Below are 12603 nucleotides of genomic sequence, written 5' to 3'. Positions count from 1 at the left end.
TTCTTGCAGCCTGTGGTGAAGTTTCAACTTCAGGTTCAAACACAACTGGTAACGAAATCGGAAAAGAACTAAAAATCGGTTTTAACTTTGAAAAAACTGGCGAAGTAGCAGCATATGGTAGTGCTGAACAAAAAGGTGCTCAGTTGGCCGTTGATGAAATCAATGCTAATGGTGGAGCTGACGGTAAGAAGATCGTTGTCACAGATAAAGATAACAAATCTGAAACAGCTGAAGCAGCTACAGTCACTACAAACCTTGTCACTCAATCAAAAGTAAATGCTCTTGTAGGACCTGCAACTTCAGGTGCCACTGCAGCAGCGGTTGCCAATGCTGGTAAAGCAGGTGTTCCATTGGTCACACCATCAGCAACACAAGATAATTTGACAAAAGGTCAAGATTACCTTTTCCGTGCAACCTTCATCGATAGCTTCCAAGGACAAATCATTGCTAAATATACAACGGATAACTTGAAAGCGAAGAAAGTTGTTCTTTACTACGATAATTCATCTGACTATGCTAAAGGGATTGCTGAAGCCTTTAAGAAATCTTATAAAGGTGAAATCGTAGCAACAGAAACTTTCCAATCTAAGGATACAGACTTCCAAGCTGCTCTTACAAAAATCAAAGACAAAGACTTCGATGCGATTGTCCTTCCAGGGTACTACACTGAAACTGGTAAAATCGTAAACCAAGCACGTGGTATGGGAATCAAACAACCAATCATTGGTGGTGATGGATTTAGCGATGCTAAATTCATTGAACAAGCAACACCTGCTGCAGCTACAGACATCTACTACGTAGCTGGATTCTCTACTGAAGGTGAAATGACTGATAAAGCCAAGAAATTCGTAGAAGCTTATAAAGCAAAATACAACGAAGAACCTTCAATGTTTGCAGCTTTGGCATATGATTCAGTTTACATGGTTGCAGAAGCATCTAAAGGTGCTAAGAACTCTGTCGAATTGAAAGACAACCTTGCGAAGTTGAAAGACTTGGAAGGTGTTACTGGTACAATGTCTATTGACAAAGACCATAATCCGGTTAAATCTGCACTTATGATTGGCTTAAAAGATGGTAAAGTTGAGTCAGTTGAGTCGGTTAAACCTTAATTATCATTTGTTGTTTGTACAAGAGGCTGGGAGAATGAAAATTCCTGGCCTCGCTCTTTATTATTAGAAAGGATGGTTCAAATGCTCCAGCAATTAGTGAACGGTCTAATCTTGGGAAGTGTCTATGCACTCTTGGCCCTTGGTTATACTATGGTGTATGGAATTATCAAATTGATCAACTTTGCCCATGGGGATATCTACATGGTAGGTGCCTTTATGGGGTATTTCTTATTGAACTCATTGAAAGTTAACTTCTTTGTAGCCTTGCTTCTAGCTATGGTCGGGACAGCTATTTTAGGGGTTGTGATTGAATATCTGGCTTATCGTCCGCTTCGTCATTCGACTCGGATTGCAGCCTTGATCACAGCCATCGGGGTTTCCTTCTTGCTTGAATATGGGATGGTCTTCTTTGTAGGGGCCAATACCCGTTCCTTCCCGCAAGTCATTGAAACTGTTCGTTACAACTTTGGTCCTATTTCGATTTCCAACATTCAGTTGATGATCTTAGGAGTGTCTATTTTCTTGATGGTCGCTCTTCAATTTATTATCCAAAAGACAAAGATGGGGAAAGCCATGCGTGCCGTTTCTGTCGACAGCGATGCCGCTCAATTGATGGGGATTAACGTAAACCGGACCATCAGCTTTACCTTTGCTTTGGGATCAGCCTTAGCGGGTGCTGGTGGGGTTTTGATCGGTTTGTATTACAACTCGATCGAGCCTTTGATGGGGATGACACCAGGGATCAAAGCCTTTGTCGCAGCCGTTCTTGGTGGAATCGGAATCATTCCAGGTGCGGCCCTAGGTGGCTTTGTCATCGGTTTGTTGGAAACCTTCGCCACAGCGATTGGCCTTTCAGACTTCCGTGATGCTATTGTGTATGCCATCTTGATTGTGATCTTGCTCATCCGTCCAGCAGGTATCCTAGGTAAAAATGTGAAAGAGAAGGTGTAAGCCATGAAACAAAATTTAAAAGTGAATTTAGTCTGGCTTGGTCTTTTGGTCGCAGGTTTTGTCTTGATCCAAGTCTTAGTTGCAGCGGGTGTACTCAACCTCTTCTATATCCAAATTTTGGAACAAATTGGGATTAATATCATCCTTGCTGTTGGTTTGAACCTCATCGTTGGTTTTTCAGGTCAATTCTCACTCGGACATGCTGGATTTATGGCGATTGGTGCCTACTCTGCAGCCATTCTCGGCTCCAAATCACCAACCTATGGAGCGTTCTTTGGTGCGATGGTTTTAGGTGCTTTGATCGCAGGTGCTGTGGCCTTGATTGTTGGGGTTCCAACCCTTCGTTTGAAAGGGGACTACCTCGCAATTGCGACACTGGGGGTTTCTGAAATCATCCGGATCTTGATCGTCAATGGTGGGACTCTGACCAATGGTGCTGCTGGGATCCTTGGTTTGCCAGCCTTTACAACCTGGCAATTGGTTTACCTTTTTGTCGTGATTACAACCATCTTTACCATCAACTTCTTACGCAGTCCAATTGGGCGTTCCACCCTTTCTGTTCGTGAAGATGAAATTGCAGCAGAATCTGTTGGGATTAATACGACCAAAGTCAAAGTTATCGCCTTTGTTTTCGGTGCGATCACAGCAGCGATTGCAGGATCTCTCCAAGCAGGTTTCATTGGATCTGTCGTTCCGAAAGATTATTCCTTTACTAATACCATTAATGTCTTGATCATTGTCGTGTTTGGTGGTTTGGGATCAATGTCAGGAACGGTTGTGGCAGCCATCGTCTTGGGGATCTTGAATATGGTGCTTCAAGACTTCTCAAGCGTTCGTATGATCATTTATTCCTTGGCTTTGATTCTCGTGATGATCTTCCGTCCAGGTGGTCTTCTTGGAACATGGGAATTTAGCTTGAAAAAACTACTCTCAAAAAAGGAGGCTAACTAATGGCACTTCTTGAAGTAAAAAATTTAACAAAAAACTTTGGTGGTTTGACAGCCGTTGGGGATGTGACCATGGAACTCAATGAAGGGGAATTGGTTGGGTTGATTGGGCCCAACGGTGCCGGAAAAACAACCCTCTTCAACCTCTTAACAGGGGTATATGAACCAAGTGAAGGGACCATTACTTTAGATGGTCACCTATTAAATGGTAAAGCACCTTATAAAATCGCTGCAGGTGGTCTGGGACGGACTTTCCAAAATATTCGTCTCTTTAAAGACTTGAGCGTTTTGGATAATGTCTTGATTGCCTTTGCCAATCACCACAAACCACATGTCTTTGCGAGTCTTTTCCGCTTGCCAAGCTATTACAAGAATGAAGAAGCTTTGAAAGCAAAAGCCCTTGAATTGTTAGCCATTTTCGGTTTGGAAAAAGAAGCAGATACCTTGGCTAAAAACTTGGCTTACGGACAACAACGTCACTTGGAGATCGTTCGTGCCCTTGCGACAGAGCCAAAAATCCTCTTCTTGGATGAACCTGCTGCAGGGATGAACCCTCAAGAAACAGCAGAATTGACCCAATTGATCCGTCGCATTCAAAAAGAATTTAATATTACGATTATGTTGATCGAGCATGATATGAGCTTGGTTATGGAAGTAACAGAACGGATTTATGTATTGGAATATGGCCGCTTGATTGCCCATGGTACGCCAGATGAAATCAAGAATAACAAACGTGTAATCGAAGCATATCTTGGAGGTGAAGCCTAATGTCTATGTTAAAAGTTGAAAATCTTTCTGTACACTATGGCATGATCCAGGCTGTCCGTGATGTCAGTTTCGAGGTAAATGAAGGGGAAGTTGTTTCTCTTATCGGTGCTAACGGTGCTGGGAAAACATCTATTCTTCGTACCATTTCAGGTTTGGTGCGTCCAAGTGCTGGGAAAATTGAGTTTTTGGGTCAGGAGATTCAAAAGGTTCCGGCTCAAAAGATTGTAGCAGCAGGACTCTCCCAAGTTCCAGAAGGCCGTCACGTCTTTCCAGGCTTGACCGTTATGGAAAACTTGGAAATGGGAGCTTTCTTGAAGAAAGACCGAGAAGAAAACCAAGCTAACTTGAAGAAGGTCTTCTCCCGTTTCCCACGTTTGGAAGAACGGAAGAACCAAGATGCAGCCACCCTATCTGGTGGGGAGCAACAAATGCTTGCAATGGGTCGTGCCCTCATGTCGACGCCAAAACTTTTGCTCCTGGATGAACCTTCTATGGGATTGGCCCCAATCTTTATCCAAGAAATCTTTGATATCATCCAAGATATCCAAAAACAAGGAACAACTGTTCTCTTGATTGAACAAAATGCCAACAAGGCCCTTGCCATCGCAGACCGCGGTTATGTTCTCGAAACAGGGAAAGTCGTTCTTACCGGAACAGGAAAAGAACTCTTAGCCTCAGAAGAAGTCCGCAAGGCCTACCTTGGTGGATAAGATTTTTAAAGTTTGTTTGAAAGGAAAGGTCCTAAAGGCCTTTCTTTTTTCATCTCTCTTGTTTGATTTTTCTAAATTTTGAAAACAAGAGAAAACTGCTGAAAGCGTTTGAAATCATTCTAAAAATCAAGTATAATAAAACTAAGAAAAGCATAGGAGAATGATTATGGCTGTTAAAGATTTTATGACCCGTAAAGTAGTGTATATTAGTCCAGATACAACAATTGCTCATGCGGCAGATTTGATGCGGGAACAAGGCTTGCACCGCTTGCCAGTCATTGAAAATGACAAATTGGTCGGCTTGGTGACAGAGGGCACGATTGCAGAAGCAAGTCCATCTAAAGCAACAAGCTTGTCTATTTTTGAGATGAACTATCTGTTGAACAAGACCAAGGTCAAAGATGTCATGCTTCGTGATGTCATTACTGTCTCTAAATTTGCCAGCCTCGAAGATGCGACCTATCTCATGTATAAGAACAAGGTGGGAATTCTTCCGGTTGTAGACAATGACCAAGTATCCGGTGTCATCACAGACCGTGATATTTTCCGTGCCTTCCTCGAAGTATCCGGTTATGGAGAAGAAGGAGTTCGTGTTCGCTTTGTGACAGAAGATAAGGTTGGTGTTCTAGAACAAATCATTCATTTGATTGTAGAAGAAGGATACAATATCGCCAATACAGTCAATATCCCAACCAAAGATGATCATGTCGTTATCGAAGTTCAGATTGATGGCATTACCGATACGGAAGTTATCAAGAAGAAATTTGAAGAAAATGGTATTCGTGTGGATGAAATTAGTCGCACATCTGCAAAAGCCTTTTAAATAAAGAAAGAGCCTGAGATATTCTCAGGCTCTTTGTTTTAGCGAGCAATGGGTTGCTTGTTGGTATCCAAGGTAAATCCTTCTCCCAGGATTTCGTGGGCTTCTGTAATGGTGATGAAGGCGAATGGATCGATCTTATTGATGATATCTTTCATTTGTTTCATTTCATTCCGTGAGACCACGCAGTAGACAATCTTCATTTCTTGTTGGCTATAATAGCCCATGCCGTTTACGAAGGTGACTCCTCGGCCCAAATCAGTCGTGATTTGTTTGGCAATTTCATCCGGTTTAGATGTAACCACGAGGAATCCTTTTCCTGCAAAACCTCCTTCACCGACGATATCAATGACGACGGTGTCAATCAGGATAAAGAGGAGGGTGTAGGCTGCAATTCGGAAGTCCTTGAAGACGATCAAAACAGTTGTCAAGACGATGGCATCCACAATCAACATGAGGCGTCCCATGGAAAGCGTCGTGTACTTGTTAAAGATACGTGCGACAATATCGGTTCCACCTGTTGTTCCTCCAGCGTTGAAGATAATCCCCAGTCCAGTTCCAAGGATAACCCCTGATCCGATACAGGCCAGAAGGATATCTCCGTCAAGAGCCGTAAAGACTGCAGTTTGAAGATGATGACTTCCAGGGATCAGCTCGAAGATGGCCATCCAAATAGAGACCGAAAAAGTTCCAATCAAACTGAGATAGAGGGATCGGAGCCCTAGTAATTTCCAGGCTAGGAAAAAGAGGGGAATATTGATGGCCAAGTTCATGACCGAAACGGGAATTTTAAAGAGGTAGTAGGTGATCAGTGTAATCCCTGTAGCTCCTCCCTCATAAAAGTGAAATGGAATGACTAAAAAGAAGATTCCAAAAGAAAAAATGCCAGCCCCCAAAATAATGGCCAGAATATTTTTTGCCTTAAACATGCTCGTTCTCCTATTCATTTTTCACCATACATTTTACCAAAAAAAATGAAAAATAGGAAATAATTTTCATCAATTTTCACGAATTCGGACAGGATTTTTACCCCTATTTTTGGTAAAATAAAAAGAAGTGATGCATGCTAGAGAAATGAGTATAGAAAGTTAAGATAAGAGAATGAAACAGGGAACATTAATTTCAATTGAAGGCCCAGAAGGTGCAGGTAAATCCTCCGTTTTAGAAGCCTTGCTACCACGCTTGGAAAAGGCGGGGATTGCCTATATTACCACACGGGAGCCAGGGGGCGTCGAAATCGCAGAAAAAATACGAGAAGTTATCCTAGATCCATCCCATACGGAAATGGATCCCAAGACAGAATTGCTTCTTTATATCGCCAGTCGCCGCCAACACTTGGCAGAACGTGTCCTTCCAGCTTTGGAAGCAGGAAAGCTAGTTATCATGGATCGTTTTATCGACAGTTCGGTAGCATACCAAGGCTTTGGCCGTGGATTAGCAGTAGCAGATATTGAATGGTTGAACCAATTTGCGACTGATGGTCTGAAACCCAATCGGACCTTCTATTTTGACATTGATGTAGAAGAAGGGTTGGCGCGAATTGCTAAGAGTGCTAGCCGTGAAGTCAATCGCTTGGATCTAGAAGGACTCAGTCTCCATCAGAAAGTCCGTCAAGGCTATCTGGCCATCCTCGAAAAAGAACCGCAACGTGTGGTGAAAATTGATGCCAGTCAACCTTTTGATCAGGTGGTCGAGGATACTTGGCTATTATTGAAAGAAGTCTTGGAGATCAGTGAATGAAGTTCGAACAAGTGCAAAAACTTCAACCTCAGTTAGTCGATCGCTTCCAAGCTATTTTAGAACAAGACCGCTTGAGCCACGCCTATCTCTTTACAGGAGATTTTGGCAGTTTTGAGATGGCCCAGCTCTTGTCCCAAAGTCTCTTTTGTACGGACAAGAAGGGTGTTTGGCCCTGTGGGACTTGTCGGGCTTGTCGCTTGATTGAAGAGGATGAATTCTCAGATGTAACGGTTGTCCGACCGGTCAATCAAATCATCAAAACGGATCGGATCCGGGATTTGATCCAGCATTTTTCTCAGTCAGGCTACGAAGGATCCAAGCAAGTCTTTATCATCTGCGATGCAGACCGGATGCATGTCAATGCGGCCAATTCCCTCCTCAAGGTGATTGAAGAACCTCAGAGTGAAGTTCATATTTTTCTGCTGACAGCAGATGAGCAGCTGGTTCTCCCGACCATAAAAAGTCGGGCGCAGCAGGTCCATTTTCCAAAAAACCAAGATTTCCTAAAAGAGTATCTCCTTCAGGAAGGTCTCTTGCTTCAACAAGCAGATCTGTTAGCCAACTTTAGTCAAGGTTTCCAAGAGGCTCAAATTCTCGCTCAGAATCCATCCTTTTTCGATCTGGCGAGGGAGTGTGAGCGTTTCGTTGCAGCTTGTCTAAAAACAGATCCGCATATCTACTTACTGGTCTCTCGCTTGGTTCAAGAGACGGATGATAAAGAAAAGCAGGCCCAAGCCTTTCGCTTGTTGGAATTGCTCTTTGCACGCTCCATCGGTCAGTCCTTAGGAAGAGACTATCTAGAAAAATTGGTCTTGGCCAAACAGATGTGGGAACGGAATGTGAGTTTTCAAAATGCTCTCGATTATATGGTCCTACAGTTGAAAAATAGAAGGTAAAGAGATGAATAAAAAAGAATTATTTGATGCTTTGGATGGCTTCTCCCAGGAATTGCTGGTTACATTAGCAGAGGTTGAAGCCATTAAGAAAAATCTCAAACTCATTGTCGAGGAAAATACTGCTCTGCGTCTTGAAAATGATAAATTGAGAGAGCGCTTAGGAGAAGTGGAGAAAACCAGCTCCCCTAAATTCCATCGCAATGGTCGTGAAAATTTACAAAGAATTTACAATGATGGATTTCATGTTTGTACAGACTCCTATGGTCAACGTCGTGAAAATGATGAAGAATGTATTTTTTGTGATGAATTGTTATTTAGGGAGTAAACATGCAGATTCAACGAAGTTTTAAAGGGGATAAAGCGACAGGGACTCTCTTTTTAGTGCCAACCCCAATTGGCAATCGGGATGACATGAGCTACCGCATGATCCAAACTCTAAAAGAGGTGGATCTGATAGCGGCGGAAGATACACGCAATACAGGACTCTTGCTCAAGCATTTTGAGATTGCGACACCACAAACCAGCTTTCACGAGCACAATGCTATGGAGAAAATCCCTGATTTGCTAGCTCATTTAGAGTCTGGAAAGGACCTGGCCCAGGTTTCGGATGCAGGACTGCCTAGTATTTCGGATCCAGGTCACGACCTGGTCAAGGCAGCGATTGAGCGAGAAATCACTGTTGTGGCAGTTCCTGGCCCGAGCGCCGGCATTACCGGCCTAATTGCCAGTGGCTTGGCGCCCCAGCCCCATATCTTTTATGGCTTTCTTCCACGCAAGGAAGGGCAGCAAAAGGCCTTTTTCCAGGAAAAGCTAGCCTATCCTGAGACTCAGATCTTTTATGAGTCCCCGCACCGGGTGCGAGCGACCCTTGAAAATATGCTGGCAGTCTATGGAGACCGTCCGGTTGTCCTGGTCCGAGAACTGACCAAGATTTATGAAGAGTACACGCGAGGGACCATCACAGAGTTAGTGGACTATCTAGAGGATAATCCTCTTAAGGGAGAGTGTCTCCTGATCGTGGAGGGGGCCAGTGAGCAGGAGCCAGATCTAGGAGAAGTGGATCTGATCCAAGAGATTGATCTCCTGGTCCAATCTGGTATGAAAAAGAACCAGGCAATTAAACAGGTTGCCAAACAATTTGGGCTTCAAAAGAGTGAACTTTATGCCCGTTACCACCAAGAGGAAGAAAAAGGAGAGTCTGATGGAAATTAGAATGGCCTATCCCAATGAAATCAATCGGATTATGGAAATTATCCAAGATGGCAAGGACAGCTTAGCTGCAGCTGGAGTAGACCAATGGCAGGATGGTTATCCGGATCAAGAAATCATTTTTGAGGATATCCTAGAAAGCCGTGGTTATGTGGCTGTAGAGAATCAAGAAGTCGTAGCCTATGCCGCTCTCTACAAGGGAAATGAAGCCGCTTATAATGACATTTATGAAGGAAAATGGGAACATGATAACTATCTCTATATCAGTTTCCACCGAGTCGCTGTTGCCAAAGAAGCTGCTGGTCGAGGAGTAGCCCAAACCTTCCTTCAAGGTTTAATCGAAGGAGAGAAAGGCCCAGATTTCCGCTGTGATACCCATCCTGACAACAAGGTTATGCAACACCTTTTAGAGAAGTTAGGCTTCCATTACTGTGGGAAGGTACCAATTGATGGGGTTCGTCTCGCTTATCAGAAGATCAAACGAAAGGCAGAAACCAGCCTCTTCCAAGTGATTAGCGAAGATGATCGTTGGGACTACCGTGCAGAACAGTCTCAAAATGACTAGGTTCTATCGGCAACTCTATCAGAGTCCCTTGGGGCCTCTATCTGTTGTGGTGGATGAGGAAAGCCTAGTTGGGATCTGGTTTTGTGACCAAGCAAATTGTGAACAAGGGCTTGATCATATCAAGGAAGCTTGTCAGCCTCTTCATGAAGCTGTCTTTGAATGGCTGGATCAATACTTTTTAGGGGAAAATCCTTCCATGCCCTTTCCTCTATCTCCTAAAGGGACAGCCTTTCAACAAAGAGTCTGGACCTACCTAGCTCAGATCCCTTATGGGGAAAGTCGAACTTATGGAGAGATTGCCCGAGCCCTGTCTTGCAGATCGGCCCAAGCAGTTGGTCAAGCAGTAGGACGGAATCCCTTGCTCCTCCTCATCCCGTGTCACCGAGTGTTGGGGACGGAGAAAAAGTTGACAGGCTATGCGGCTGGTCTAGATCGAAAACGTTGGCTGTTGTATCATGAGGCCATAACTTGGAATGAATAAGGAGAAAACATGTTATCATTTATTGAATACCCAAAATGTTCGACTTGCCGCAAGGCGAAATCGGAATTAGCGAGCTTAGGCTGTGAGTTTGATAGCCAAGATATCGTGGTAGACACACCGACCAGTGAGCAACTACAAACTTGGATCAAGGAGTCTTCCCTACCAATCAAATCATTCTTTAACACCAGTGGGATGAAGTATCGGGAATTGGGCTTGAAAGACAAGGTGGACCAGCTTTCGATAGAAGAAGCAGCAGACCTTTTAGCTAGCGATGGCATGCTGATCAAACGCCCTCTCTTAGTGAAAGACGGAAAAGTTGTTCAAGTGGGCTACCGGAAACCATATGTGGACTTAGGTCTGTAAGAGAAAAGGGAGTTGGACTCCCTTTTAATTCTGTCTTGAAGATGATATAATCATACGAGTGAAATCAATGAAAGAGAGTCAATTATGAGTATTTTAGAGGTGAAAAATTTAAGCCACGGCTTTGGAGACCGGGCTATTTTTGAGGATGTGTCCTTCCGCTTGTTAAAGGGAGAGCATATCGGTTTGGTAGGGGCCAATGGTGAAGGGAAATCCACCTTCATGAGCATCGTGACGGGGAAGATGTTACCCGATGAAGGAAAGGTCGAATGGTCTAAGTATGTGACCGCTGGTTATCTGGACCAGCATGCTGTCCTAAAAGAAGGGCAAACGGTGCGTAATGTTTTACGGACAGCTTTCGACGAGCTCTTTAAAGCAGAGGCTCGTATCAATGACCTCTATATGGAAATGGCTGAAGAGGAAGCTGATGTTGATGCCCTTATGGAAGAAGTCGGAGAGCTCCAGGATCGGTTAGAGAGTCGGGATTTCTATACCTTGGATGCCAAGATTGATGAGGTAGCCCGGGCTCTTGGGGTCATGGACTTTGGCATGGAGACGGATGTGACGGCCCTTTCAGGTGGGCAGCGGACCAAGGTCCTCTTGGCCAAGCTCTTGCTAGAAAAACCTGATATCTTGCTACTAGATGAGCCGACCAACTACTTGGATGCGGAGCACATCGATTGGCTCAAACGCTACTTGCAGAATTATGAAAATGCCTTTGTCCTTATTTCCCACGATATTCCTTTCTTGAATGATGTAATCAACATCGTCTACCATGTGGAAAATCAACAGTTGACCCGCTATTCCGGAGATTACTACCAATTCCTCGAAGTCTACGAAATGAAGAAATCGCAATTGGAAGCGGCTTATGAGCGCCAACAAAAAGAGATTGCTGACCTCAAAGATTTCGTGGCCCGTAATAAGGCACGTGTGGCAACGCGAAATATGGCCATGTCTCGTCAGAAGAAGCTGGATAAGATGGAACTCATTGAGTTGCAAAGTGAGAAACCAAAACCTTCCTTTGAATTTAAAAATGCCCGCACACCTGGACGCTTTATCTTCCAGGCCAAGGATCTCCAAATTGGCTATGATCGTCCCTTGACCAAGCCTTTGAACCTGACCTTCGAGCGCAATCAGAAGGTAGCCATTATCGGAGCTAATGGGATCGGGAAAACCACTCTTTTGAAGAGTCTTTTAGGAATCATCCCACCAATTGCTGGAGAAGTAGAGCGGGGAGATTACCTAGAACTTGGCTACTTTGAACAAGAGGTCGAAGGGGGCAATCGTCAGACACCGCTAGAAGCAGTCTGGAATGCCTTTCCGGCTCTCAACCAAGCAGAAGTCCGTGCAGCCCTTGCTCGGTGTGGTTTGACCACCAAGCATATCGAGAGCCAAATTCAGGTACTATCGGGTGGAGAGCAAGCCAAGGTGCGTTTCTGTCTCTTGATGAACCGTGAAAACAATGTCTTGGTCTTGGACGAACCAACTAACCACTTGGATGTGGATGCCAAAGATGAATTGAAACGGGCCCTGAAAGAATACAAGGGATCGATCCTCATGGTTTGCCATGAGCCAGATTTCTATGAAGGCTGGATGGACCAAATCTGGGACTTTAATGAATTGACGTAAATACAAAAAGAGAACCATTTGGTTCTCTTTTGCTTATTTCTTGAAATCGTAATCTTTTACGATTTCCATTTTTTCAATTTTGACATCTTCTTTTGGTTTGTCTTTGTCGTCCGTTTCAACTTCGGCGATTTTGTCGACTACATCCATGCCGTCGATGACTTGTCCAAAGACAGTGTAGTTTCCACCATCAAGGGTAGGGTTTCCACCATTCTTATAGGCTTCGATGATTTTAGCAGGGAAGCGCTCAGTTGGAAGCTTGCTGGACCAGTCTTCTTTATTTTGGTTAATATAGAATTGGCTACCATTTGTATTTGGACCGGAATTGGCCATGGCTAGAGCACCACGAAGATTGTAGAGGTAAGGGGAGTATTCATTTTCAAAGCCTGCTCCTGAATCTTTAGAGGTATCTTTTCCTTTC

Annotated in this window: 16 protein-coding genes; 14 read left to right on the top strand and 2 right to left on the bottom strand. The window is 44.0% G+C overall.

The genetic code is table 11. From position 1 onward, the window contains the following. The 6 genes from ACLOR3_RS00130 to ACLOR3_RS00105 all read left to right on the top strand — a co-directional run. Nucleotides 1–1109, top strand: a 1109-nt coding sequence (locus ACLOR3_RS00130; protein WP_412036867.1) for an ABC transporter substrate-binding protein, incomplete at its 5' end; no start/stop codon positions are given. A gap of 81 nt (nucleotides 1110–1190) precedes the next feature. Continuing rightward, nucleotides 1191–2060 (top strand): branched-chain amino acid ABC transporter permease, encoded by an 870-nt coding sequence (locus ACLOR3_RS00125; protein ID WP_009731472.1) that lies wholly within the window; start codon nucleotides 1191–1193, stop codon nucleotides 2058–2060. A gap of 3 nt (nucleotides 2061–2063) precedes the next feature. After that, nucleotides 2064–3011 carry a branched-chain amino acid ABC transporter permease gene (locus tag ACLOR3_RS00120; protein ID WP_411399957.1) on the top strand — a complete coding sequence of 316 codons (948 nt, stop codon included), beginning with the start codon at nucleotides 2064–2066 and terminating at the stop codon, nucleotides 3009–3011. Next, a complete protein-coding gene (locus tag ACLOR3_RS00115) occupies nucleotides 3011–3775 on the top strand; it encodes an ABC transporter ATP-binding protein (RefSeq protein WP_048689704.1) in 765 nt (254 codons plus the stop codon). The genes ACLOR3_RS00120 and ACLOR3_RS00115 overlap by 1 nt, the downstream gene beginning before the upstream one ends. Then, the gene (locus tag ACLOR3_RS00110; RefSeq protein WP_003005434.1) at nucleotides 3775–4485 is read left to right on the top strand and encodes an ABC transporter ATP-binding protein; all 711 of its coding nucleotides are present in this window, start codon (nucleotides 3775–3777) and stop codon (nucleotides 4483–4485) included. The genes ACLOR3_RS00115 and ACLOR3_RS00110 overlap by 1 nt, the downstream gene beginning before the upstream one ends. A 166-nt stretch (nucleotides 4486–4651) precedes the next feature. Beyond that, nucleotides 4652–5308, top strand: a complete 657-nt coding sequence (locus ACLOR3_RS00105) for a CBS and ACT domain-containing protein (protein WP_048789562.1) — start codon at nucleotides 4652–4654, stop codon at nucleotides 5306–5308. Between the two features lie 38 nt (nucleotides 5309–5346). Here ACLOR3_RS00105 and ACLOR3_RS00100 read toward each other — a convergent pair whose 3' ends face one another. Beyond that, complete coding sequence (locus tag ACLOR3_RS00100) at nucleotides 5347–6234, bottom strand: YitT family protein (protein WP_048689693.1); 888 nt, start codon at nucleotides 6232–6234, stop codon at nucleotides 5347–5349. A gap of 172 nt (nucleotides 6235–6406) precedes the next feature. On the opposite strand from ACLOR3_RS00100, the gene tmk reads away from it, so the two are divergent. From tmk to ACLOR3_RS00060, 8 genes are all read left to right on the top strand, one after another. Then, a complete protein-coding gene (tmk, locus tag ACLOR3_RS00095) occupies nucleotides 6407–7045 on the top strand; it encodes a dTMP kinase (protein WP_411399956.1) in 639 nt (212 codons plus the stop codon). Beyond that, nucleotides 7042–7941, top strand: coding sequence for a DNA polymerase III subunit delta' (locus ACLOR3_RS00090; RefSeq protein ID WP_411399955.1), 900 nt, complete (start codon nucleotides 7042–7044; stop codon nucleotides 7939–7941). The genes tmk and ACLOR3_RS00090 overlap by 4 nt, the downstream gene beginning before the upstream one ends. A 4-nt stretch (nucleotides 7942–7945) precedes the next feature. Further along, the gene (yabA, locus tag ACLOR3_RS00085; RefSeq protein WP_023024026.1) at nucleotides 7946–8266 is read left to right on the top strand and encodes a DNA replication initiation control protein YabA; all 321 of its coding nucleotides are present in this window, start codon (nucleotides 7946–7948) and stop codon (nucleotides 8264–8266) included. Between the two features lie 2 nt (nucleotides 8267–8268). After that, entirely contained in the window at nucleotides 8269–9153 is an 885-nt protein-coding gene (gene rsmI, locus ACLOR3_RS00080) for a 16S rRNA (cytidine(1402)-2'-O)-methyltransferase (protein ID WP_411399954.1), read from the top strand. Beyond that, nucleotides 9143–9715 carry a GNAT family N-acetyltransferase gene (locus tag ACLOR3_RS00075; protein ID WP_154857614.1) on the top strand — a complete coding sequence of 191 codons (573 nt, stop codon included), beginning with the start codon at nucleotides 9143–9145 and terminating at the stop codon, nucleotides 9713–9715. The genes rsmI and ACLOR3_RS00075 overlap by 11 nt, the downstream gene beginning before the upstream one ends. Beyond that, nucleotides 9708–10196 (top strand): methylated-DNA--[protein]-cysteine S-methyltransferase, encoded by a 489-nt coding sequence (locus ACLOR3_RS00070; RefSeq protein ID WP_411399953.1) that lies wholly within the window; start codon nucleotides 9708–9710, stop codon nucleotides 10194–10196. The genes ACLOR3_RS00075 and ACLOR3_RS00070 overlap by 8 nt, the downstream gene beginning before the upstream one ends. 9 nt (nucleotides 10197–10205) lie before the next feature. After that, nucleotides 10206–10559, top strand: a complete 354-nt coding sequence (locus tag ACLOR3_RS00065) for an arsenate reductase family protein (RefSeq protein WP_411399952.1) — start codon at nucleotides 10206–10208, stop codon at nucleotides 10557–10559. A gap of 84 nt (nucleotides 10560–10643) precedes the next feature. Continuing rightward, on the top strand, nucleotides 10644–12185 hold the full coding sequence (locus tag ACLOR3_RS00060) for an ABC-F family ATP-binding cassette domain-containing protein (protein WP_411399951.1): 1542 nt from the start codon (nucleotides 10644–10646) through the stop codon (nucleotides 12183–12185). 33 nt (nucleotides 12186–12218) lie between these two features. On the opposite strand, the gene ACLOR3_RS00055 is transcribed toward ACLOR3_RS00060, so the two are convergent. Beyond that, a partial coding sequence (locus ACLOR3_RS00055) for a peptidylprolyl isomerase (RefSeq protein WP_412036866.1) occupies nucleotides 12219–12603 on the bottom strand: 385 nt, incomplete at its 5' end.

The sequence above is a fragment of the Streptococcus intestinihominis genome, from assembly GCF_046824975.1.
In the GTDB taxonomy this organism is placed as follows: domain Bacteria; phylum Bacillota; class Bacilli; order Lactobacillales; family Streptococcaceae; genus Streptococcus.
Note: the sequence above shows the minus strand (reverse complement) of the source record. Positions and strands in the feature narration are given on the sequence as shown.

Coding starts and splice junctions, on each gene's coding strand:
- ACLOR3_RS00125 (WP_009731472.1), top strand. CDS start 1,191: ATGCTCCAGCAATTAGTGAACGGTCTAATCTTGGGAAGTGTCTATGCA.
- ACLOR3_RS00120 (WP_411399957.1), top strand. CDS start 2,064: ATGAAACAAAATTTAAAAGTGAATTTAGTCTGGCTTGGTCTTTTGGTC.
- ACLOR3_RS00115 (WP_048689704.1), top strand. CDS start 3,011: ATGGCACTTCTTGAAGTAAAAAATTTAACAAAAAACTTTGGTGGTTTG.
- ACLOR3_RS00110 (WP_003005434.1), top strand. CDS start 3,775: ATGTCTATGTTAAAAGTTGAAAATCTTTCTGTACACTATGGCATGATC.
- ACLOR3_RS00105 (WP_048789562.1), top strand. CDS start 4,652: ATGGCTGTTAAAGATTTTATGACCCGTAAAGTAGTGTATATTAGTCCA.
- ACLOR3_RS00100 (WP_048689693.1), bottom strand. CDS start 6,234: ATGTTTAAGGCAAAAAATATTCTGGCCATTATTTTGGGGGCTGGCATT.
- tmk (WP_411399956.1), top strand. CDS start 6,407: ATGAAACAGGGAACATTAATTTCAATTGAAGGCCCAGAAGGTGCAGGT.
- ACLOR3_RS00090 (WP_411399955.1), top strand. CDS start 7,042: ATGAAGTTCGAACAAGTGCAAAAACTTCAACCTCAGTTAGTCGATCGC.
- yabA (WP_023024026.1), top strand. CDS start 7,946: ATGAATAAAAAAGAATTATTTGATGCTTTGGATGGCTTCTCCCAGGAA.
- rsmI (WP_411399954.1), top strand. CDS start 8,269: ATGCAGATTCAACGAAGTTTTAAAGGGGATAAAGCGACAGGGACTCTC.
- ACLOR3_RS00075 (WP_154857614.1), top strand. CDS start 9,143: ATGGAAATTAGAATGGCCTATCCCAATGAAATCAATCGGATTATGGAA.
- ACLOR3_RS00070 (WP_411399953.1), top strand. CDS start 9,708: ATGACTAGGTTCTATCGGCAACTCTATCAGAGTCCCTTGGGGCCTCTA.
- ACLOR3_RS00065 (WP_411399952.1), top strand. CDS start 10,206: ATGTTATCATTTATTGAATACCCAAAATGTTCGACTTGCCGCAAGGCG.
- ACLOR3_RS00060 (WP_411399951.1), top strand. CDS start 10,644: ATGAGTATTTTAGAGGTGAAAAATTTAAGCCACGGCTTTGGAGACCGG.